The following is a 21,218-nucleotide window of genomic DNA, read 5'->3' as shown; positions in this document are numbered from 1 at the left end:
ATGCACAAGATAAGAAATTTGAGAGCGTGCGTAAGTCCTATTGATAACCCAAGATAACCCACAACACAGGGTTAATATATTTTTGCCAAAGTGGGATGCTCCCTGTTAACTTGAGATCGATATGCGGAAAACCCTGAGAACTTTCAACCATTTATTTCTCCGGACACCAAAAATTAATCCTAGGAAACTTTTATTTCTGCGATCGCTTCTTCTAAGTGTTCGTGAATGACTAGCTCCTCTCGTTCAAGGATTGCTCGTTTAGCTGCATCCTGTGCAACCCTCACAGCTTGAGCCGCAGAAAAACCTTTCATCTGCTCAATAATCTTTGACCAGTTGATAGATCCCACTTCAATTGCAGATAGTGTTTCCTTTAGTATAAATTCTAGCTCTTGTTCTCCGGGTTTGGGTACTGCAATTAAGTCATCAAATCTTCTCCAAAGGGCAGTATCCAGAGATTTATTTAGGTTCGTTGCTGCTACCAAAAGCCCCGAAGACGGTTGATATTCATCTAAAATTTGGAGAAATGTATTAACTACTCGCTTAATTTCTCCTACTTCTTGAGAATCTTCTCGTGTCTTAGCAATTGAGTCACATTCATCAAGAAACAACAAACATGGATTTTTTGAAGCATCCTCAAATACAAGTCTCAAATTGCTTGCAGTTTCGCCTAGAAAAGATGACACCATTGCATCAAACCGCACTTTCAGGAGTGGTAAACCTGTATTCCAAGCCAAACGTTCTGCTCCTAGCGTCTTTCCACAGCCAGGGGGACCATAGAGCAGAATTTTTTGCCTGTAACGCAGTCCATGATGAGCAAGCCTATCTCTTGCTGCATACTCACGCTCAATTCGGCGAAAACGTTTCTCAATATTTTCCGGCAACACCATGTGATGTCGCAATTTCTCCCTTGGTATGATAGTTACTAAGGGAAGATTAAATCGCTTACTGGTTGGTAATTCAGTTAGCGCTTGTAAGGTGTCTGGTACTGAGGAAACAGGTTTGCTGATGTCGGTAGACTTCTCTTTCTGGCTCTTTTTAGTGATATTCTCTAACTGGTCAGCTAAGAGCGTGTGTCCTCTACTGCGTTCTTCCTCAATTACTAGGTGTGTGAGCTTATCAATCGCCTCTTGATCTGAACTAGCGATCGCCCTAAAAAATCTCTTGAGAAGCTCTGCTTTCATACTGCCTCTCAGTATAAATAGTAATTTTTTCCATTTAGTACTATTGTACTATATTTTTGGAGTGCATTAAAGATTATAACGCGATCGCGTACCCGCGTGCCGCAGGTATCGCCCTATCCTTAATCATTACATTAAGTTATATAAAATATTATTTGCTTTCTTGATCCGGAATTTAGCATATCTAAATATAGTGCATCGCTTTCAGGTCTATATCATCTTCTCCTTCAATCAACAGCAGAGTCATCATGTTTCCCTCAACAAAGCCTGTTAATTTGAAATCAGACATAACTTTGAGTTTCTCCATAGAAACTTTCTCCGAATAGTATTTAAATATCATTTGAATTGCTTTATCTTTATCTAGGTAATGCTGATAGCTAGTATCCTTTTGCATGAAATTTTCTACTATTGTGGATATTCGGGCTAGAAGTGCAGCTCTTTCGCTAGAAACTTCGTGCATAACTTTCTTTGAATACCTCATTAATTACCCCAATTATAATCAATCTCCCTCAGCGTCCCTCTGCGTAAACCTCAGCGCTCCTTTGCGTTAAAAAAAAGGGCGGACAAAATGCCCAACCCTTCAAAAAAACGAGATTAATCTGTTGCGAATTAACCCAAAACTTTCTTGGCTGTTGCTAACACATTATCAACTGTGAAGCCAAACTTCTCCATACAAACGCCACCAGGAGCGGAAGCACCAAAGCGATCGATGCTAACAGTATCGCCTTCGGTGCCGATGTACTTGTGCCAGCCGAAACTAGCGGCAGCTTCTACAGACACGCGCTTGGTAACGGCTTTAGGCAGAATAGACTCTTTATAAGCTGCATCCTGTGCTTCAAACAGTTCCCAAGAAGGCATTGAGACAACACGGACTTTCTTACCTTCGCTGGTGAGTTTTTCAGCTGCGGTGACACACAAGTTTAATTCGGAACCAGTACCAATCAGGATTAACTCCGGTGTACCTTCAGAATCTACCACCGTGTATGCACCCTTGGTAACGCCCTCAATCGATGTACCTGCTAAGTTGGGGACATTTTGACGGGTGAACGCTAACAAAGTGGGAGCGTTTTCCTTCGACTTCTCGATCGCTACTTTGTAAGCACCAGAAGATTCGTTTCCGTCTGCGGGACGAATCACTATTAAGTTAGGAATCGCTCTCAAAGAAGCTAAAGTTTCAATCGGTTGGTGCGTTGGACCGTCTTCACCTTGTCCAATCGAGTCGTGAGTCATCACCCAAATCGAACCCGCTCTCGACAGGGCAGATAAGCGGATGGCAGCACGCATGTAATCTGTGAAAATCAAAAAGGTGGCACCGTAAGGAATTAATCCCGATTGATGCAGCGCTATACCGTTACAAATTGCGCCCATAGCGTGTTCCCGCACGCCAAAGTGGATGTTGGGGTTTTCGTAATGTCCTTTTTGGAAGTCGCCGATGCCTTTGATTTCGGTCAGGTTGGAGTGGGTTAAGTCAGCGGAACCACCAATTAACTCAGGTAAAACCTTCGCTAGTTTGTTGAGGCAGTTTTCTGAGTGTTTGCGGGTGGGTATTCCTTTGTCTTCCGGGGTGTAGGTGGGTAGTACTTTGTCCCAACCGTCGGGGAGTTTGCCACTAATGAAACGTTCAAATAGAGCCGCTTCTTCGGCGTATTTGGCTTTGTAGTCGGCAAAAGTGTTATTCCACTCATCTTCGTAGTTAGCGCCGCGCTCAACGGCTTTACCCATGTGATTTTTGGCATCTTCTGGAACTACGAAAGGCTCGTATGTCCATTCTAAGTTATTCCGGGTTAAAGCTACTTCATCGCCACCTAACGCTGCACCGTGAATGCCTGCGGTGTTTTGTTTGTTGGGGGAACCGTAACCGATGGTGGTTGTCACCTTAATCATTGATGGCTTGTCGGTGACAGATTTAGCTTCGGCGATCGCCTTTTCAATTGCGTCTAAATCTTTATTACCATCTTCGACATGCAAAACATGCCAGCCGTATGCTTCAAAGCGCTTGGAAACATCTTCGGTGAATGCTATATCTGTAGAACCATCGATAGAGATGTGGTTATCGTCGTACAGAGCGATGAGTTTGCCTAATCCCAAGTGTCCTGCGAAAGAACAAGCTTCACCGGATACGCCTTCCATGTTGCAACCATCACCCAAAATTACGTAGGTGTAGTGGTCAACAATTTTGGCATCGGGTTTGTTAAATTTCGCGGCTAGGTGCGCTTCTGCGATCGCTAAACCGACAGCATTGGCAATTCCTTGTCCTAATGGTCCGGTAGTAACTTCTACACCTTCGGTCATGAAGTTTTCCGGGTGTCCTGGGGTTTTGGATTCCCACTGACGGAACTGCTTGATGTCTTCAATACTTACGCTGTCAAAGCCTGTCAGGTGTAGGAGGGCATACTGCAACATCGAACCGTGACCGGCTGACAATACAAAGCGATCGCGGTTAAACCACTTGGGATTTTTGGGATTATACCGCATAAAGCGGTCCCACAGCACAAACGCCATTGGTGCCGCACCCATTGGCAGTCCTGGGTGTCCCGATTTGGCTTTTTCTACGGCATCAATAGCCAAAAAGCGAATCGAGTTAATACAAAGTTCTTCGAGGGATTGGGTTGCAACAGCCATAATCTCTTATATTTAACGACGGTTTAGCACTCTTTAAGCTAATCATTACTGGGGTTGTTTTGGTTTATCACCCCAAGCAGTATCCTCATCATCCCATTGCCTGCTGACGACAGACAAGCGGGATCTCTTGAATTAGAGCGATCGATCAAACAGATAATCTGGTCACGCTGAACTCTTAAATCAAAGCAGAATGACATTTTTGATACATTTTGCTTCCTAATATCAAGAGATCCGACCAGCGGCAGATTTTGGAGCCACTGCGGTGCGGAGGTTCCCTCCGTTAAAGCATGTGGCGTGATCTTAGCGGTACTTCTTAAAGGCTAGCGTGACATTGTGTCCGCCAAACCCAAAAGAATTGGAAAGTGCCACATCGACATTCAAATTGCGGCTTGTGTTGGGAACATAATCCAGGTCACACTCTGGATCTGGGTTTTCTAAATTAATTGTCGGGGGAATTTTATCGTTGGCGATCGCCAATACTGTTGCCACGGCTTCAATGCCTCCAGAACCACCCAACAAATGACCGGTCATGGATTTGGTGGAACTGATTGCTATTTTATAAGCATGTTCTCCCAGAGCTTTTTTCATCGCGGCGGTTTCTGTCGAATCGTTCGCCGGGGTGCTGGTGCCGTGAGCGTTGATGTAGTTTACCATATCTGGAGTTATTCCGCCGTCTTTTAATGCCAGTTGTATGGCTCTGGCGGCTCCTTCACCACCGGGGACGGGGGAGGTGATATGGTAGGCATCACAAGTCATGCCATAGCCGACAATTTCCGCATAAATACGAGCCTTGCGACTTAAGGCGTGTTGCAGCTCTTCTAGAATTAAAATTCCCGCACCTTCACCCATGACAAATCCGTTACGATCGCGGTCAAATGGACGGCTAGCGTGTGCCGGGTCATCATTCCGACACGAAAGGGCTTTACATGCGGCAAATCCAGCTAGAGACAAGGGTGTAACTGCCGCTTCGCATCCACCGCAAATCATCGCTTGGGCATATCCATTTTGAATTAGGCGAAAAGCATCTCCAATCGCATTCGAGCCGGCGGCGCAGGCAGTGACGGAGCAGGAATTAGGACCTCTAGCACCAGTGTGAATTGCTGTCAACCCCGCTGCCATGTTAGCGATCATCATCGGAATCATGAAAGGACTACAGCGATCGGGACCTCGGTTGAGGTAGATCGTTTGCTGGTCTTCCATCACTTTAATGCCACCAACCCCGGAACCGATGATTACACCCACTTGTTCGGCGTTTAGGTCATTGATGACTAATCCAGCATCTGCTAGAGCCTGTTTTGCACCCGCAACTCCAAATTGGGAAAACCGATCCATGCGCTTGGCTTCTTTGCGCTCCATGTACTCATGTGGATCGAAGTCTTTCACCTCACCAGCAATGCGGCAATCATGGCTCTTTGCATCAAATAAACTGATGTAGTCGATGCCATTGCGTCCTTCCATTAATCCGGACCAATATTCGGCTGGTGTTTTACCAATCGGTGTAATCGCGCCAACACCAGTTACAACAACGCGCTTACGTATAAAATCTGTCATGACGATAGTTAGGGTGGCGAGAAAGCTGCATAAAAGGGGGAGTAGGGAGTAGGGAGTAGGTGAGACCAGCCCCCGTCTTGGCGGTCTCCGTCACGATGGGGGACTGGCGAACCCGAAGGGGAGTGGGGAGAGTGGGGGGAGTGGGGGAGTGGGGGATGGGGGGCACATGCGTCCCCACGAAGTGGGGTTGGGGAGCCAGCGCTGTGCGGAGGTTCCCTCCGTTGAGGAGCCAGTGCGTTGCGGAGCCGCTTTCGCCTGGGCGGGTTTCCCGACTTGAGGCGACTGGCGTGGGGTTCCCCCCGTTGTAGCACCTGGCGTGCGACTGGCGTGAGAATGGGGAGATGGAGAGACAAACTCCCCCTCCCTGCCCCCTTGTCTCCTTGTCTCCTTGTCTCCTTGTCCCCTTGTCCCCATTCCCCATTCCCCATTCCCCATGCTTTTAGGCGGATGCGGCAACTTTGTTGTTGATGTAGTCTACTGCTTCTTGAACTGTGGTAATTTTTTCGGCGGCTTCATCGGGAATTTCAATATCAAATTCTTCTTCTAAAGCCATTACCAGTTCAACTGTATCTAGGGAATCAGCCTGTAGATCGTTGGCAAAATTGGATTGTGGTTTAATCGTGTCAGCCTCAGTAACGCTAAGTTGCTCGGCGACGATTTTCTTGACCTTTTCAAAAATTTCCGCTTCACTCATAGATAAAAGTCCTTAACCAGTTGCTACGATCCGCCCTTTATGGGCGATGTGGTTTTGAGCATATACATCTTATCGTCAACCGCGATCGCCCGTACACTGTCGAGGGTTTTTCACAAGGAAAATCCCTGACCCATTTTCTATTAAAGAACAGTTGGGCAACGCCAATTGAAGCAAGCGATCGCGCTGATGAATGTAAATGCTTTCCTTATTCAATTGTGACTAAATTTTTCGCCGATGTCCCAATTTAGATACAAAGCTTTGCCAGCATCACGGACAAGAAATGATAAAACAGTTATTGTTTAAGGGCAACTGCCCTAACCCAAATATACTTCCATGCTATCTCAGACGCTAAAATACGCTTACTTTCCAGGTTGTGTTGCCCAAGGTGCTTGCCGCGAGTTAAGCTTGTCAACCAAAGCTTTAACTAAAGCTCTGGGTATTGAACTGGTAGAATTGAAAAAGGCTGCTTGCTGCGGTTCCGGCACTTTTAAGGAAGATTCTCAACTGTTGGAAGATACGGTTAATGCCCGGAATATTGCTTTAGCAGAAGAATTAAATTTGCCGCTACTCACACATTGCAGCACTTGTCAAGGCGTGATTGGTCACGTTGATGAGCGCTTGAAAGAATGCCAAAAAACTGACCCCCAATACATCGACAAAGTTAATCGCTTTTTGGAAAAAGAAAGCTGTTCGCCTTATCGGGGAAGTACTGAAGTTAAACATCTCCTGTATGCTTTGGTAACAGATTATGGTATAGAGGAAATTCAAAAACGAGTCACCCGTAAATTAAGTGGGTTAAAATGCGCGGCTTTTTATGGCTGTTATCTTCTCCGTGCCCAAAAATCTATGCCTTATGATGACCCTTTCCAACCGCAAGCGATGGAAAATGTTTTTCAGGCAATCGGTGCAACGCCAATTTATTATCGAGGTCGGACGCAATGTTGCGGATGGCCTCTTTCGAGTTATGCTACTAGCCAATCTTTCAGAATGGCGGGGATGCATATTCAAGATGCACTAACATCTGGTGCTGATTGTATTGTCACACCTTGTCCGCTGTGTCATTTGAATTTAGATTCTCGTCAGCCTGAGGTGGAAAAAGTCATCGGGCAAAAATTAGGTTTGCCGGTGTTGCATTTACCACAGTTGATTGCTTTGGCGTTAGGAGTTAGTCCGCAAGAACTCGGTTTAGAAAGGCACATTGTTTCTACTAAGCCAGTGTTGGAGAAATTGAGTTTGTAGTAAGCGTTTTAACGCTTAATTTAACGACTAAAGTCGTTACTACGTTAAAAAAGCGCTTAAAGGTTGAAGAAAATAATTTCCTCAACCTATCTAGCGTTAGAGGTACTCAACAAAGGCGATGCGATTAAATGCCAGTGATTAGTTGAGGTTGATTTATGGACTTTAAGTATAAGTGGAAGAATGGTCAAGCTCCAAGTCTAGATCAAGCAGCACGTAGCAAATATCTCCTGGATGAGCAACAGTTTGATACCGATGAAGACCGTAATATTGCAGAGCAAGATGCTCGTAAGCATTTAGGCTTACCCACGCGAATCGCAGATGACGATCGCTCTATATTACCTCACTCTGCTGGTGATGAAAGCGAGGATGATTTAAACGAGTTATAAAATCGGTAATCGGTAATGGGGCATGGGGCATAGGGCATGGGGCATAGGGCATAGGGCATGGGGCATGGGGTATGGGGCATGGGGCATGGGGCATAGGGCATGGGGCATGGGGCATGGGGCATAGGGCATGGGGCATCGGAAAAAGATTTGACTTTATTCTCACGTTCCCATTGCCCATTGCCCAATGCCCATTGCCCAATGCCCAATTCCCCCTAATTCCTTACTTTTGCCCTAAATGCTGCAATTGTTTCAATGTTTGATACATTTGTGGTAGGCGGCTATAAATAGCAGCTACTCTCAAAAAGATTTTGTGAGGCATTGCCGGTGTTCCAGAAACAATTTCTCCTGGGGGAACATCGCTTAGAATTCCGGCTTGCGCTGTAGCGATCGCACCATCACCCATTTTCGCTTGATTGGCTATTCCTGATTGTCCTGCCAAAATAACCCGATTGCCAATTTTTACCCCTCCTGCCATCCCAGATTGTCCGGCTATAGCACAGTATGCACCTATTTGGCATCCGTGTCCTATTTGCACTAAATTGTCAATTTTGGTACTGCGTCCAATGCGGGTTTCACCGACGGATGGGCGGTCTATGGCGCTGTTGCAGCCAATTTCTACGCCATCTTCTAAGACAGTATAACCGGATTGTTCCATTTTGAACCAACCGCTGGCAATGGGAACAAAGCCAAAGCCTTCTGCACCGATGACAGCACCACTGTGAATGACGCAATCTGCACCGATGCGGGCGCGTTCGTGGATGGTACAATTAGCGTGTAAGATTGTGCGATCGCCTATTTTCACATTTGGGTAAACTACTGCATTCGGATGAATGCAGACTTGATTGCCGATTTCTGCTTGCTGCTGAATCACTGCATGGGCACCAATGTAAACATCAGTGCCAATTTTTGCTGTCGGGTGAATTACGGCGGTAGGATGTATTTCTGGAGTTGGGCGGTATGGTTGATAAAAAAGTGCGATCGATGCAGCAAACATCAAGCGCGGATCTCGCGTGGCTATCCAAACGATACCGCGTTCTGATGCAAGCTTTTGTAATGTTTCGTCTTGTGGTAAAATTAAAGCACTAGCATTGGTCTTGCCGACAAAAGAGGCAAATTTTGGTCCCTCTATGTAGCTGAGATGACCTGCGATCGCTTCATCAACCGCTGCTACTCCTGTAATTTCGATATCTTCGTCTTTATTAGCTGTGAGGCTGTTCGCGCTGACGCTGCCTTTGAGTTTTTCAACGATTTCGCTAAATTTCATGTTGTTTATTCAGAAGCCATTTACAAAGGCTAGATAATTATCGCTATTCCTTCATGATTGTTTTCTGTAGATGAAGGTTGCCATGCGATCGCACTTTTTGCAGAAGGGAAAAGGGTAATTGGGCATGGGGCATGGGGCATGGGGCATGGGGCATGGGGCATGGGGCATGGGGCATCGGAAAAAGATTTGACTTTATTCTCACGTTCCCATTGCCCATTAAACAATTGCCCATTGCCCATTACCCATTACCCATGCCCCATTCCCCATTTTCCTCTTCCTTTATTTCTTGAGTAGTGCCTTGAATTTCCAGATAATGCGCCGGATACGTCGATAAATGCGATAAATTGAAGGATGGCGCACGAAAAATAATAGACTTTGTAAAGCTTGCCAGACTTCGGTATTTACGAGCTTTTCTTTAATCAAATATTCCTCTAGCCAATTTAAGTAATTCGCGTAGCTAGGACTTATTTCTGCGATATGATATTCTCCTGTTCGCTCGGCTACGTAACAACTAGAATCAGGGTGTTGTCGATATTTATCCCAACAGCCACTCTCGATAAATACGGGGTATTTCAAGCAAATTTTAGCGAAGAAAGCTTGGTCTTCATACATGCTGCGAAAGCTTTCTTCATGTCCACCAACAGCTTCTATGACTTCGCGTTTAATCAGAACTCCACAAGTACCGGGTGTTTCTGCTTTTGCGCGTAAAAAAAGCGGGAGCAGATTTGGTGGTTGAATCAATGTATCGGGTTTGACACCAAGTAGACGGTAGCGATCGCGTGTCATATCTTCGGGATTACCAGTCCAACTGTACCACATCTGCGTTGCTCCGTAAACCATGCCGGCTTGGGGGTGTGATTGCAAAATTGCTAGTTGTTTTTCGAGTTTCGGCGCAAGCCAGATATCATCAGCGTCTAAAAAGGCGATATAATCTCCTTTAGCGTTGCGGATACCCAAGTTGCGGGAAGCACTCATTCCCCGATTTTCGTGGTTTGGATGTTCTAAGTAGCGGATTTGTGGATATTTATCTGCATAAGTTTGAGCGATCGCACTGCTATTATCCGTGGAACCGTCATCTACTAATAGTAGTTCCCAGTTGTCGTAAGTTTGAGCTAAGACGCTGGCGATCGCTTCAAAGATGAATTTTTCACCATTTAAGAATATTGTTATACCGGAGATTAAGGGTTTGTTATTCATATTTTAGGAAAGTTTAAGAAAACGAACCGCCCTTCTCCCAAAGGGAGACGCTGCGCGAACGGGTTCGCCAGTCCCCCATCGATCAGGGAAACCGCGCCCGTCGGGGGCTGGACTCACCAAGTAGCCAAGGAAGCCAAGGAAAGAGGTAGGTAGGGTTTCTGCGTAGGTTTTGTTTTAATTTGCAAACCAGTTTGATAGTTGTTTGGCGAATTGTTCTCCGTTACAATTTTCTACGGCAAAGCGAGGTAGTTGAAAGCGATCGCTTTTTTTGCCGACAATGTTTGCGTTGGTGGTACAAGCGCAGGTAAATCCAGCTTGGCGAACTAAATCGCTGGTATGTAGGTTATAGTTTCCGTGCGGGTAAGCAAAACTTTCGATTGAGTGTCCGAAAATCTCTTCTAGTTCTGCTTTATTTTGCTGAATTTCTTTTTGCTGTTGTTCTGGGGAAATTGTGGAAAGAAACGGATGTGTGACTGTATGACCGCCAACTTCAATGATGCTGTTTTGTTGTAAGCTTGATATTTCTTCTAATGTCATCATGCGGTGAGTTGGACGCAATTCTAACTTGACGTTTGCCCATAAAAGTAGTTGATCTAGAAGATGCGATCGCTCTTTATTTGATAAGGGGTAAAGTAGTTGGTAAAGTGAGTAATAAAGCTGACGGGGAAAATTGAGATGGTTATCTGATTTAGAGCTGAATTTCCATTCATGGTTAGTACCGTTAATATTTAAAGACAAAATTTCTGGTAAAGTTTTTGGCTGTAGTAATATTCTTTCTAGTTCATCCCACCAAAATTCACGCTTTTGTTGCATGTATCCTGTTGTGAGAAAGATTGTGGCAGGAATTTCATATTGTTCTAATAAAGGTTTTGCGTTATGCAGATTATCGACGTAACCATCATCAAAGGTGATAACTATTTGACGATGGGGACGTTTCCCATTTTCCAAAGTTTGGTTTAATTGTTGTAAACGCACCACTGAACCAAGTTTTTGTAATACTTGCAAATGTTCGGCAAAATAAGATGGACTGACGCACAATTTCCAAGGATCGCTTTCAATGTCAGTTACTCGATGGTACATTAGAATTAGTCCGCCTGGTGCGATGCGGTTTCGCACACGCTTTGCAATTCGCTTTATGCTGCTTCCAGGTATTCTCATCATGTTTCTTGTGGTTTGATGGCGCGGACAGTTATGATTAGTTCATATTGGCGATCGCGATGTTCTAATTCTGATGAATGCAGTTCTTCGGTAGCTACACCTGACAAAAAGGCGATCGCTGCTAATACATTTCCGTGAGTCTCTAGCTGAATATTTGCTTCTGGGAAGAACTCTACAAACAACAGTTGTGCTGATTTGCTGGTAAAATTAGAACACCAGTATTTTGCCCACTCGTCCTCACTGATGTGAGTAATTCCGGGTATTGTGACTAACGCCACTCCACCAGGTTTGAGAATGCGGTAAATTGTTTTCAATGCCGATCGCACATCGTAAATCATCTGCAATGTTTGCGTCAAAATTAAGCAGTCAAACGCATCTGAAGGTATATGTTCGGCATTAGTTAAATCCCCAACTATGGTTGCTTGTGGATTACCTTCGACAACATGAAGCACATCGCTTTGGGTGACGTTATCTCCTCCAAATTGGCGGGTATAAGAATTATCACCAATTTCTAAAACACGTCCTTTAATATCAGCTTTATTTGCAGCGAGAAACTTTTCTATATAATAACGGTCAACCGGTAAACCTCGGTCAAAACCAAATTGTCGGCTGATTGGTGTGACTCTTCGCAAACTACCAAAGTCTACTGCACCCACTGGTGGGATATATCTGTCACCCCACATTTGCGTTCCTATCCAACGGTGAACAACAGATGGTAATCTACGTTTGGCAATTGATTTTAGTTTTTGCTTCATGCGACTGTTAATATACTTAAGTGGATACCGATATGGCACTAATGCTTCATCTAATGCCTTCACCAGTTGTGTATCATTGATATTCTGTGGCGATATATACTCTTCTAGCCAATATAAGTAAGTTTTATGTGCTGGATTCGGTTTTACTGGATGATATTCTCCTGTAGCAATGGCAATGTTAGAGCTAGACTCTAAATGCTGCCGATACTTGTCCCAACATCCACTTTCTACAAATACGGGTGCTTTCAAGCACATTTTTGCAAAAAAAACTTGATCTTCATATAAATGTTGGATTCTTTCGTCAAATCCACCTGTAGCTTCTATTACATCTCGTCGCGCTAACAGTCCACAAGGGGAAGGTACGGTACCTGTATCTGTTAAATACAAAGTAAGTAAAGTTGGGGGATAAAACAGATTATTCGGTTCAACACCAAGTTTTGCAAAACAATCCCGCTGTCGATCGCTTTTATTCCCCGTCCAACTGTACCAATATAAGCTAGGTCCATAAACCATCCCCGCTTCCGGGTGAGATTCTAAAATTGCTACTTGTTTTTCCAATTTTGGCGGCAAAAAAATATCATCCGCATCAAGCAAAGCAATATAATCACCTTTAGCGTTGTTGATCCCAACATTGCGAGAACTGCTTTTACCTACATTTTTGTGTTCTGGATGTTGTAGATAACGTATTTTTCCGGGATATTTCTCTGCGTAATTAATCGCAATTTCTGTACTTTTGTCGGTTGAACCGTCATCTACTAACAACAGTTCCCAATTGTCATAGGTTTGAGCTATTACACTTTCTATTGCTTCGGCAAAATACTTTTCCGCATTGAAGAAAATGTTGACGATAGAAACCAATGGTTTGGTAGTCATTCTTTTCTGTGTAAAAAGAAAAATTAAGTATGATAATGTTCATTTTTCAACTCCACCGTATTGTAAGCGATAAAGCTGTGAAAATAACCCGTTAAGTTGTAACAATTGCGGAAAATTTCCTTGTTCTACAACTCGTCCTTCTTGTAAGACAAGGATTTTATCTGCTTGTTCAATTGTGGATAAACGATGGGCGATAATAATTACTGTGCGATTTTGACCAAATGTATTAATTGCCTCTTGAATTATGTTTTCAGAAACGCTATCGAGTGCGTTAGTTGCTTCGTCGAGAATAAATATTTGCGGATCGCGGATAATAGCACGCGCTAAAGCTATGCGCTGTCTTTGTCCGCCGGAAAGACGAACGCCGCGATCGCCCAATATGGTATCATAGCCTTCGGGTAATTTATTGATAAACTCGTCAGCGTTTGCTTGTTTAGCCGCGTTGATAATTTCCGCTTCTGTAGCATCTAAACGACCGTAAGCTATATTCTCCCGCACTGTGGTATTAAAAACATAAACGTCTTGGCTGACAATCGCAATGTGATTTCGCCAAGATGCTAAATCTAATTCTCGTAAAGGACGATCGTCAACGTAAATTTCTCCTTGTGTAACGTCATAAAAACGGCAAATTAAACCAATCAGCGTCGATTTGCCCGCACCTGAAGGTCCAACTATAGCTGTAGTTTTTCCTTTGTTAATAGAAAAAGAAACGCCGTTTAGTGCAGGTTTGTCTGTGGGATTGTAGCGAAAACCAACAGATTTAAATGTGAGCGATCGCTTTAAACCATGACAATAAACATTTCCTGTACGAATAAATTGTTGTTCGGGAATTTCTAACAGAGATACGACATCTTCAACTGATGCTAATAAGCCAATTAAATTTACGCGATCGCTATCCAATCTCCTCACCGATGGCTGTAAGCGATAAAGCATAAAGATAAAGGTTAACAAAGTCGGTAAATTCGCTTTATTTTGCAAAGCGATAATCATAATACACACCAACAAAGCCACCGATAAAACTTCCGAAAGTGGTCCGGATATGGTGTAGAGTTTCGCCAATTTTAATGCGGCAAGACTTACCTCATTTGTTAGCTTCTCAAAACGCTTATATTCGTAAGCTTCTTGACCAAAAGCTCTAATTACCCTCATTCCATAAAAGCCTTCGATCATTCGATTAGCAAGGCGATCGTTTGCCTGTACTGCTTGTCTTCCTAACTTCTTTGTTTGGCGTGTTACTTGCTGAATTATTAGTGAAATTCCTAACAAAGCAACAGCTACTAAAAAAGTTAGTTGCCAAGAAGTTAGCATTAAGAAGATAACAAATACAAGAACTGTAGAAAAATTGATTATTAGATTAATTAAAAGTAATATTGCATCACATACACGCCAACTTTCCGTATGCAGTGTATTGACTAATTTACCTGATTGCTTCGAGTCTAAAAAATTATAGTTTACGCTTAATATCTGTTGAAAAAGTTTAGATACTAATTGAGAACCAATACGCCAATAAAGCCAAACCGAAAGAAGCGAACTGCTGTAAGCAAGTAAATTTTTTAGGAGAACGCACCCGAAAATAGTTAATGGAATAATTAGCAGTCGGTTACTTGGGGGAATATCACTAAATAATCGATTTAAAATAGTTCCTAAAAATGTTCCACTTGCCGATTGAGAGTTTCCTGGTTCTAAACTTTGAAGAAATGGAATAAATAAGCTAATTCCCAAACCTTCAGATAAAGAAGTTAAAATTCCTAAAATGATAATTACTGGAATTGCCCACGGGTAAAGGTTTAGCAGTGGAAATAGTTTTTTAATTATTCCCGTACTTTTCATTAGTTTATATTAAACGCCAGGTATATAATAGCACTTAATCTTCCAAAAAACTTGTCTAGTTTTAATATGTTTGATAATAATTTTTAGCAATTTGAGTTAATCTTTAATAATCATATCTGCCAGTTAGTAATCTTTCCTCATCAATGTGTGCTGACAAGTGCGTAGGTCAATCCTACAGATTGTTCGGACGATAGCATACATTGCACTTGTTTTTCTAGATTTTCAGGATACCAAATGTCATCAGCATCAATTGGGGCAATATAGCGGTTCTCACTTGCGTCAAATACCCAAACGCAGTAGGGACAATTCATGAATTGTCCCTACTGGGTTCTTTATGGTATTGTATCCAACACCAAAACCGCTATATATTCACTTATTGTGAGTGTGCGATCGCTAATATCATGACAGGTTTATTACATATGATGTAGAGACGTTTTGCGTGGAACGTCTCTACAAAGGTTGTGGAACGTCTCTACGAGAGTTACGGTTTTTTTATTACTGTTAATTAAGCGGACATGATATAAAACTTCAATATTTTTATATGTTTGCGATCTGACAGATTTAAGAGTTATCTCAATAAAAACTTCAGCATTATATGCGGGAATAATCACAGATACGATAGGTAATTCAAAACTCGACTGCATAGTTATCCACACTCATCTAGTCATCAAACTACAGTTTTTACAGATTTAAAATGCGAGGCGAGTTTGTTAATATCATCTTGCCATTGCTAAACCGGCTAAATATCCTGTAGTCCAAGCACTTTGGAAGTTAAACCCGCCGGTAACTCCATCAATATCGAGGATTTCTCCAGCAAAATAAAGTCCGGGAATTATGCGGCTTTCCATTGTCTTAAAGTTGACTTCTTTTAAGTTGACACCACCACAGGTAACAAATTCTTCTTTGAAGACACCTTTACCGTTGATTAAATATTCTCCCTGAGTCAGTTCTTGAATAAGTTTATTTAATTTTTTGTTAGATATTTCTGCCCAGCGTTCTTCTGTAGTAATATCTGAACGGGCAATGATGTATTGCCACAAACGATGCGGTAAATCAACACCACGATGTAAAGCGATCGCCTTTTTTCCCCATTCATTTTTAACTGCTAAGATTTTTTGCCGCACTTCATCTTGCTGCAAATCAGGCAACCAATTTATCATCAAAGTGGCTTGATAGTGACTTTCGCGCAATACTCTCGCACCCCAAGCCGAAAGTTTCAACACCGCCGGTCCACTCAAACCCCAATGAGTAATTAGCAAAGGTCCATTTTGTTCTAATTGAGATTTTCCACCGCACAATAAGCGCAAACGTGCCGATTCAACGCTAACACCGGCTAATGAGCGCAATTTTTCATCACCAAGATTGAAAGTAAATAAAGAAGGAACAGGTGTCTCAATTTGATGACCGAGTTCTTTAGCTATTCTATAGCCTACAGGGTTGCTTCCCGTTGCTAAAAGCAAGCGATCGCACTTTATAGTTTCTCCCGACTTGAAAATAATTTCAAAGCCTTCATTTTGTCGTTTTACCGCTACTACAGGTGCAGAAGTGCGAATTTCTACCCCAGCTTCAAAAGCAGTATTCAGCAAACAATTGACAACCGTTTCCGAAGTATTCGTAATCGGAAACATTCGTCCATCAGCTTCAGTTTTCAGCGGTACTTTATGCATTGCAAACCAAGTTATCGTATCTTTGGTTTGAAAGCGAGAAAAAGCACCCCGGAGGGCTTTTCCGCCTCTGGGATAATTTTGCACTAAAATGGCTGGGTCAAAACAAGCGTGAGTGACATTACAGCGTCCCCCACCAGAAACGCGAACTTTCGCCAACACGATTTGGCTGGCTTCAATTAAAGTAACATGGGCGTGCGGATTCGCTTTCTTGGTAGCGATCGCGCTAAAAAATCCGGCTGCCCCACCTCCAATTACAACAACTTTCAATTGCAACAGACTTGAATTCCCTAATAAAATAACAGCGTCTTAATTCTAGACTAGCTATTTTTTTATTATTCTGCGGGTTCAAATTCCTCTTTGCCTGCACCGCAAACCGGACACACCCAATCATCTGGTATATCTTCAAAAGCTGTGCCTGGTTCAATTCCGCTATCTGGATCGCCTGCTTCCGGATCGTATTCATAGGCGCAGACGCTACATACATACTGTTCCATGTTTGCCTCCCCTGTTTAATCATCTGCATTTTTTGATATCTTACACCCTGTAAGGGTGAAGCTATACAAACAAAGCCTGCCTTCGCAGGCTAAATATAGAGCCTGCGAAGGCAGGCTTCGTTTGTGTAGCCCCAGGCTTCCAGCCTGCGGGGGGGGGACGGGCGTTTTTGCGCTCCTAAAAGCGCCACCAAGTTTTTTGTAGATAACTGAGAATCGCAAAAGCGAATGCCGCTAAAAACAACAGCCAAATCACACCTCCTGGCATAAAACCGAGAATTCCAAAGCCTCTGAGTACCCAAACGGCGATCGCAATTCCAAAAAGGAAGCCGCAAGTTTGGGTTAATCGACGATTTAATTTATTAGAAGATTGACTCATATAATTGCCCGCTTGATCGCAACAGCTTATCAAAGCATAACGAAAAGGCAAAAACTTCATAATTTTACGTCATAGACGAGTAGTGTCAAAGGCTGTACTTTAAAGCTAGTTCAGTATTTTCCCATGAAGGGGGAAATTCATCATAAAATTACATACTTTTCCGTAAATCTTGGGAATAATAACCTTAGAAGGAGTTTTTCCGGAAAATTTATTTATGGAAGTGGAACTACAATTAGTCGGTTGTCATCGATGAAGTTAAAGACTTTACCCTTCGGGTTCGCCAGTCGCTACAACGGGGGAAACCCCACGCCAGATTGCTCAAGTCGGGAAACCCGCCCACGCAACTGGCTCCGCAACGCGCTGGCTCACATTTTAACTGCGTAAATGGGTTTGAGGAGTAACCAAAATCAATATGTCTGCGTCTTATATCCCAAATATTACTAGAGGTTCCGATATGACTTGGAGTCAAGACAAGCAAAAGTTACTGATGCAGGGTGAGATTTTGGTGGAAACGCGATCGCACAATGCTTGGGGTGGTGCTGTCACCGCTTGGATGTATGTTCCTTTAGTGCGATCGCATGTCTGGCAGCAACTCACAGATTACCCGCGTTGGGTGCAATATTTTCCTGATATTACAAAGAGCGAGATTATACAACGAGGTGAAGTCAAGCGTCTGTATCAAGCAGCACAAAAAGCATTTTTATTTTTCACAGCGCAAGTTGAAATCTACCTCAACGTTGCCGAAGAAATTGGGCAGCGAATTCAATTTAGAATGGAAAAAGGAACTTTTGAAGACTTTACAGCTAATTTAGAGCTAAAAGATTGCGGTAACGGCACATTGCTAGCTTATACTGTCCAAGCTACGCCTAATATTCCCATACCGTCGATGTTTATTCAGCAAGCAATGAATTTAGAATTGCCCGCAAATATGCGTAAAATGCGACAAGTGCTTATGTTAGGTCAGTAATACCAATGTCACAGGCAAAACCTATTTTAGAATTTTGGTTTGGTCATCCCGATGAACCGAATTACGGTAAACCTCGAAAAACTTGGTTTAATAAAACACCAGAGTTTGATGAAGAACTGCGAACTCGATTCGGCACAGATTACCAAAAAGCGGCAGCCGGACACCTAGACGATTGGATCGATTTACCGGAAACTTGTCTAGCGCTGATTTTGTTGTTAGATCAGTTTCCCCGATGTATATTTCGCGATACTCCTGAAGCCTTCGCGACTGATTGGGAAGCACTTTCAGCAGCGCAGCAGGCGATCGCACTCGGTTACGATCGCCACTTTTTGCCTGTACAACGCTGGTTTATCTACTTACCTTTTGAACACAGCGAAAATCTAGATCATCAGCATCAGAGTGTAAAGCTATTTCAGCAACTCAGCCACGATCCTGACAGCGCTGAAGCAATTGAATATGCATATCGTCACCTAGAAATAATTGAGCGTTTTGGGCGATTTCCTCATCGCAATGCAATTTTAGGGCGCATTTCCAGCTTAGAGGAAGAAGAATTTTTACAGCAACCAGGTTCAGGTTTTTAGAGAATGTAAACATCAAAATCGGAACCTAACCCCCCCTACCCCCCTTCCCTACAAGGGAAGGGGGGAATTTCAAAGCCTCTCCAGTAATAAAAGCTGCTCCTCTTCCCTCCCCTTGTAGGGGAGGGTTAGGGAGAGGTGGGGGAGAGGTTTGGAGAGGGGTTTTTCAGTATATTTTATGACTTTTTTTAGCATACTTTTAGGTAAATTTACTACAAAATACGCTTTCCTCGGTGGGGAAAGCGCCTTTGATTGTAGTCATATCAAAACGTATATTCTAAAATTATTCAGTTAAAAAATATAAAAATGCCAATTAATTCAAGACATATGCTTTTATTTGGATAAATTCAGCGATTGAGCAGAAAAACTTGGCTCATTTCCAAACCATACTTGATCTAAATCATTTTCACTAAAGCTGTAGCCCAGATTAGCCGCAAAATCAACAATCTTGCTTTTATCCCAATGATAGCTGCCTAAAAATCCCAGACGACAGCAGTTATTGTAATATTGCTCGTAAATAGCTTGATCTGAACTCACAAGGTCATAAAAAGCATCAACCTGTTCTAAAGACATAAAATTTATCCTTTGTTGATTGTTACTTGTGCATTCATTGTAAAACTACATTACTTAACTAGATAATTCCGGGTTGAATAATCGACTTAAGTACTCAAGTGTAAATAAACGCGATCTAACGTAGTAAGCACTTCAGTGCTTAAAAGTGCTTAAAAATGAATGCAATTGAGCGGTAAACCGCTCACTACGAACAATAATTACATCTTATCTTTAATTACGCCCACTTACTTACTTAGTATTTTTTGATGAATAATTTTTTTTATATAAGCAATTTATAAGCGCTTGACCATTAACATACAGGGATTATCTTCGCCCCAAAGTTGTGTAAATACTTCTAAAGGTCTAAATCCCATACTGAAATAAAACGCTCTCGTCCGTGCATAAAATTTATCTGGGTGAGAAGATGCAAGAGTCTTAACCTGCCAGTATTCTATACTCTGCTGACGTATAATCGACTCTACACGCCTCACTAACGCACGACCAATACCTTGACGGTGATATTCGGGACGAACGCCCATAATATACAGTTCCGCTGCGTATTCATTATGCAGCTTGAAGGTAATAAAACCTACACATTCATTATCTACTACAGCAAGTAAAGTTGGTAGCCTTTCTATGTCTTTCAGGTATTGAATTACCGCTGTCTCTTTCCCAAACCATTGCGGTAAGACTTTAAGTATTGATTCACAAACCTCAGCTTTGCCGTAAAACGGACCTGCGAGTGCTAGATGGCTTTTCATCTTTGTTGAATTAACATTAATAAAAACACCATACCGTCTCTACAATATATGGGGGGTCTTAATCTTGCATCTAATTAGCCTGTAAACACCTCAGCCGGCAAGCGATTGAAAGACAAACGCTCCTCCTTGCACATCCACAAAAATGGTATCGCGATCGTTGAATTCACCGCGCAAGATAGCTTTGGCAATTTGAGTTTCTAACTCGCGTTGAATCGCTCTCTTTAAAGGACGTGCCCCAAATACTGGGTAATATCCTACTTCGGCTAAAAAGTCAAGAGCAGCATCGGAAAGTTTCAGAGAAATCTTGCGTTGGCGTTCGCGCAGCGTCTGGTGACAGGAGAAGAGAAGGGAAGCCCACCGTAGGTATCGCTCAATCTTTGCGGCAGTCATAGTAAAAATCTGTCCAGCTTATCAAGCTTGTGTTAACTTTACTTAACTTATCGCCCTTAGATTCACGGATAATACTTTAAAATCTTTACATGAATTTATCAAATCAAAATGCCCACAAAGGTATCGACGAGCAAATACGAAGCCTTAGAAGATTACTGCGTCAAACACCAGGAAATTAAGCGGCTGGTAATTTGTTCTCTTATCCGGCGTCAGAGCCGTTGTCGGTTTAAAATTTAGGAGCCGCGACATGAGCCAGTTCTCTCTAATTGAAAAAACGCTCCGGAATCGCTACAGAATAGACCAACTATTGGGGTGTGGGGGATTTGGTGACACTTACGTAGCTGTTGATTTGGATTTACCAGGACAACCTCAGTGTGTTGTCAAACATCTTAAACCAAAAAACCCAGATCCTGCTATTTTAGCGATCGCCAAACAGCGATTTGAAAAAGAAGCTGAGACTTTGTATCGGCTAGGCAACGAAAATAACCAGATTCCCAGGCTGTTTGCCCACTTTGAGGAAAATGGAGAATTTTATTTAGTTGAGGAATTTGTTGATGGGCATGACTTAACCAAAGAAATTACTCTAGTACAGGGTGGCGGAAATAAACCGACCATTTTTGTGAGAGACTAAGCAAGAAGGGTCAAAACCCTTATGGGTAGTTTTTAAGGAATCAAGGTGTGGCAAG

Annotated in this window: 26 protein-coding genes and 1 pseudogene; 5 read left to right on the top strand and 22 right to left on the bottom strand. The window is 42.8% G+C overall.

Translation table 11 applies throughout. The annotated features are described in order from the left end of the window. Window positions 1-179 precede the first annotated feature (179 nt). The 7 genes from AABK37_RS32110 to AABK37_RS32080 form a co-directional block, all read right to left on the bottom strand. A complete protein-coding gene (locus AABK37_RS32110; protein ID WP_432555528.1) occupies window positions 180-1,181 on the bottom strand; it encodes an ATP-binding protein in 1,002 nt (333 codons plus the stop codon). Between the two features lie 181 nt (window positions 1,182-1,362). Continuing rightward, complete coding sequence (locus tag AABK37_RS32105; RefSeq protein WP_432555527.1) at window positions 1,363-1,659, bottom strand: hypothetical protein; 297 nt, start codon at window positions 1,657-1,659, stop codon at window positions 1,363-1,365. Window positions 1,660-1,787: 128 nt separating this feature from the next. Beyond that, window positions 1,788-3,800, bottom strand: coding sequence for a transketolase (gene tkt, locus AABK37_RS32100; RefSeq protein WP_432555526.1), 2,013 nt, complete (start codon window positions 3,798-3,800; stop codon window positions 1,788-1,790). 300 nt (window positions 3,801-4,100) lie between these two features. Beyond that, window positions 4,101-5,351, bottom strand: coding sequence for a beta-ketoacyl-ACP synthase II (gene fabF, locus AABK37_RS32095; RefSeq protein ID WP_432555525.1), 1,251 nt, complete (start codon window positions 5,349-5,351; stop codon window positions 4,101-4,103). A gap of 90 nt (window positions 5,352-5,441) precedes the next feature. Next, a complete protein-coding gene (locus AABK37_RS32090) occupies window positions 5,442-5,786 on the bottom strand; it encodes a hypothetical protein (protein WP_432555524.1) in 345 nt (114 codons plus the stop codon). Window positions 5,787-5,790: 4 nt separating this feature from the next. Continuing rightward, entirely contained in the window at window positions 5,791-6,045 is a 255-nt protein-coding gene (acpP, locus tag AABK37_RS32085) for an acyl carrier protein (RefSeq protein ID WP_039754509.1), read from the bottom strand. Window positions 6,046-6,120: 75 nt separating this feature from the next. Next, entirely contained in the window at window positions 6,121-6,258 is a 138-nt protein-coding gene (locus tag AABK37_RS32080; protein ID WP_432555523.1) for a hypothetical protein, read from the bottom strand. A gap of 120 nt (window positions 6,259-6,378) precedes the next feature. Here AABK37_RS32080 and AABK37_RS32075 point away from each other — a divergent pair, with 120 nt between their 5' ends. Beyond that, a complete protein-coding gene (locus tag AABK37_RS32075) occupies window positions 6,379-7,284 on the top strand; it encodes a CoB--CoM heterodisulfide reductase iron-sulfur subunit B family protein (protein ID WP_432555522.1) in 906 nt (301 codons plus the stop codon). 155 nt (window positions 7,285-7,439) lie between these two features. Next, window positions 7,440-7,670: a bromodomain-containing protein gene (locus AABK37_RS32070; protein WP_432555521.1), complete on the top strand. Its 231-nt coding sequence runs from the start codon at window positions 7,440-7,442 to the stop codon at window positions 7,668-7,670. On the opposite strand, the gene AABK37_RS32065 is transcribed toward AABK37_RS32070, so the two are convergent. From AABK37_RS32065 to AABK37_RS32010, 12 genes are all read right to left on the bottom strand, one after another. After that, on the bottom strand, window positions 7,625-7,876 hold the full coding sequence (locus AABK37_RS32065; protein ID WP_432555520.1) for a hypothetical protein: 252 nt from the start codon (window positions 7,874-7,876) through the stop codon (window positions 7,625-7,627). The two genes, AABK37_RS32070 and AABK37_RS32065, sit on opposite strands and share 46 nt — an antisense overlap. A 14-nt stretch (window positions 7,877-7,890) precedes the next feature. Beyond that, a complete protein-coding gene (gene lpxD / locus AABK37_RS32060; RefSeq protein WP_432555519.1) occupies window positions 7,891-8,934 on the bottom strand; it encodes a UDP-3-O-(3-hydroxymyristoyl)glucosamine N-acyltransferase in 1,044 nt (347 codons plus the stop codon). Window positions 8,935-8,963: 29 nt separating this feature from the next. After that, window positions 8,964-9,173 (bottom strand): hypothetical protein, encoded by a 210-nt coding sequence (locus AABK37_RS32055; RefSeq protein ID WP_432555518.1) that lies wholly within the window; start codon window positions 9,171-9,173, stop codon window positions 8,964-8,966. Window positions 9,174-9,213: 40 nt separating this feature from the next. Beyond that, window positions 9,214-10,131: a glycosyltransferase family 2 protein gene (locus AABK37_RS32050; protein ID WP_432555517.1), complete on the bottom strand. Its 918-nt coding sequence runs from the start codon at window positions 10,129-10,131 to the stop codon at window positions 9,214-9,216. A 174-nt stretch (window positions 10,132-10,305) separates the two neighbouring features. Next, complete coding sequence (locus tag AABK37_RS32045) at window positions 10,306-11,292, bottom strand: polysaccharide deacetylase family protein (RefSeq protein WP_432555516.1); 987 nt, start codon at window positions 11,290-11,292, stop codon at window positions 10,306-10,308. Then, window positions 11,289-12,917: a glycosyltransferase gene (locus tag AABK37_RS32040; protein WP_432555515.1), complete on the bottom strand. Its 1,629-nt coding sequence runs from the start codon at window positions 12,915-12,917 to the stop codon at window positions 11,289-11,291. Before AABK37_RS32040 ends, AABK37_RS32045 begins: the two co-directional genes overlap by 4 nt. Window positions 12,918-12,956: 39 nt before the next feature. After that, window positions 12,957-14,747, bottom strand: a complete 1,791-nt coding sequence (locus AABK37_RS32035; protein WP_432555514.1) for an ABC transporter ATP-binding protein — start codon at window positions 14,745-14,747, stop codon at window positions 12,957-12,959. A 140-nt stretch (window positions 14,748-14,887) separates the two neighbouring features. After that, window positions 14,888-15,058: a hypothetical protein gene (locus tag AABK37_RS32030; RefSeq protein ID WP_432555513.1), complete on the bottom strand. Its 171-nt coding sequence runs from the start codon at window positions 15,056-15,058 to the stop codon at window positions 14,888-14,890. A gap of 102 nt (window positions 15,059-15,160) precedes the next feature. Beyond that, window positions 15,161-15,391, bottom strand: coding sequence for a glycosyltransferase (locus AABK37_RS32025; protein ID WP_432555512.1), 231 nt, complete (start codon window positions 15,389-15,391; stop codon window positions 15,161-15,163). A 72-nt stretch (window positions 15,392-15,463) separates the two neighbouring features. Continuing rightward, complete coding sequence (locus AABK37_RS32020; protein ID WP_432555529.1) at window positions 15,464-16,690, bottom strand: NAD(P)/FAD-dependent oxidoreductase; 1,227 nt, start codon at window positions 16,688-16,690, stop codon at window positions 15,464-15,466. Window positions 16,691-16,746: 56 nt separating this feature from the next. Continuing rightward, window positions 16,747-16,908, bottom strand: coding sequence for a rubredoxin (gene rd, locus AABK37_RS32015; protein WP_432555511.1), 162 nt, complete (start codon window positions 16,906-16,908; stop codon window positions 16,747-16,749). 175 nt (window positions 16,909-17,083) lie between these two features. After that, a complete protein-coding gene (locus AABK37_RS32010) occupies window positions 17,084-17,284 on the bottom strand; it encodes a hypothetical protein (protein WP_432555510.1) in 201 nt (66 codons plus the stop codon). Window positions 17,285-17,696: 412 nt separating this feature from the next. Between AABK37_RS32010 and AABK37_RS32005 the strand changes: the two genes are divergently transcribed. Next, on the top strand, window positions 17,697-18,251 hold the full coding sequence (locus AABK37_RS32005) for an SRPBCC family protein (protein WP_432555509.1): 555 nt from the start codon (window positions 17,697-17,699) through the stop codon (window positions 18,249-18,251). A 5-nt stretch (window positions 18,252-18,256) separates the two neighbouring features. Further along, a complete protein-coding gene (locus AABK37_RS32000; RefSeq protein WP_432555508.1) occupies window positions 18,257-18,832 on the top strand; it encodes a DUF924 family protein in 576 nt (191 codons plus the stop codon). A 330-nt stretch (window positions 18,833-19,162) separates the two neighbouring features. On the opposite strand, the gene AABK37_RS31995 is transcribed toward AABK37_RS32000, so the two are convergent. The 3 genes and pseudogenes from AABK37_RS31995 to AABK37_RS31985 all read right to left on the bottom strand — a co-directional run. Further along, window positions 19,163-19,402, bottom strand: coding sequence for a Nif11-like leader peptide family natural product precursor (locus AABK37_RS31995; RefSeq protein WP_432555507.1), 240 nt, complete (start codon window positions 19,400-19,402; stop codon window positions 19,163-19,165). Between the two features lie 272 nt (window positions 19,403-19,674). Then, window positions 19,675-20,142, bottom strand: coding sequence for a GNAT family N-acetyltransferase (locus AABK37_RS31990; RefSeq protein WP_432555506.1), 468 nt, complete (start codon window positions 20,140-20,142; stop codon window positions 19,675-19,677). Window positions 20,143-20,216: 74 nt separating this feature from the next. Then, a pseudogene (locus AABK37_RS31985) lies at window positions 20,217-20,472 on the bottom strand (hypothetical protein); the annotation flags it as partial. 307 nt (window positions 20,473-20,779) lie between these two features. Here AABK37_RS31985 and AABK37_RS31980 point away from each other — a divergent pair. Continuing rightward, the gene (locus tag AABK37_RS31980) at window positions 20,780-21,163 is read left to right on the top strand and encodes a hypothetical protein (RefSeq protein ID WP_432555505.1); all 384 of its coding nucleotides are present in this window, start codon (window positions 20,780-20,782) and stop codon (window positions 21,161-21,163) included. The last annotated feature ends 55 nt before the right edge of the window (window positions 21,164-21,218 follow it).

Origin of the sequence: Tolypothrix sp. VBCCA 56010, from assembly GCF_050875635.1 — a bacterium.
GTDB lineage: Bacteria > Cyanobacteriota > Cyanobacteriia > Cyanobacteriales > Nostocaceae > Hassallia.
This window is presented reverse-complemented; position numbering and strand designations above follow the sequence as displayed.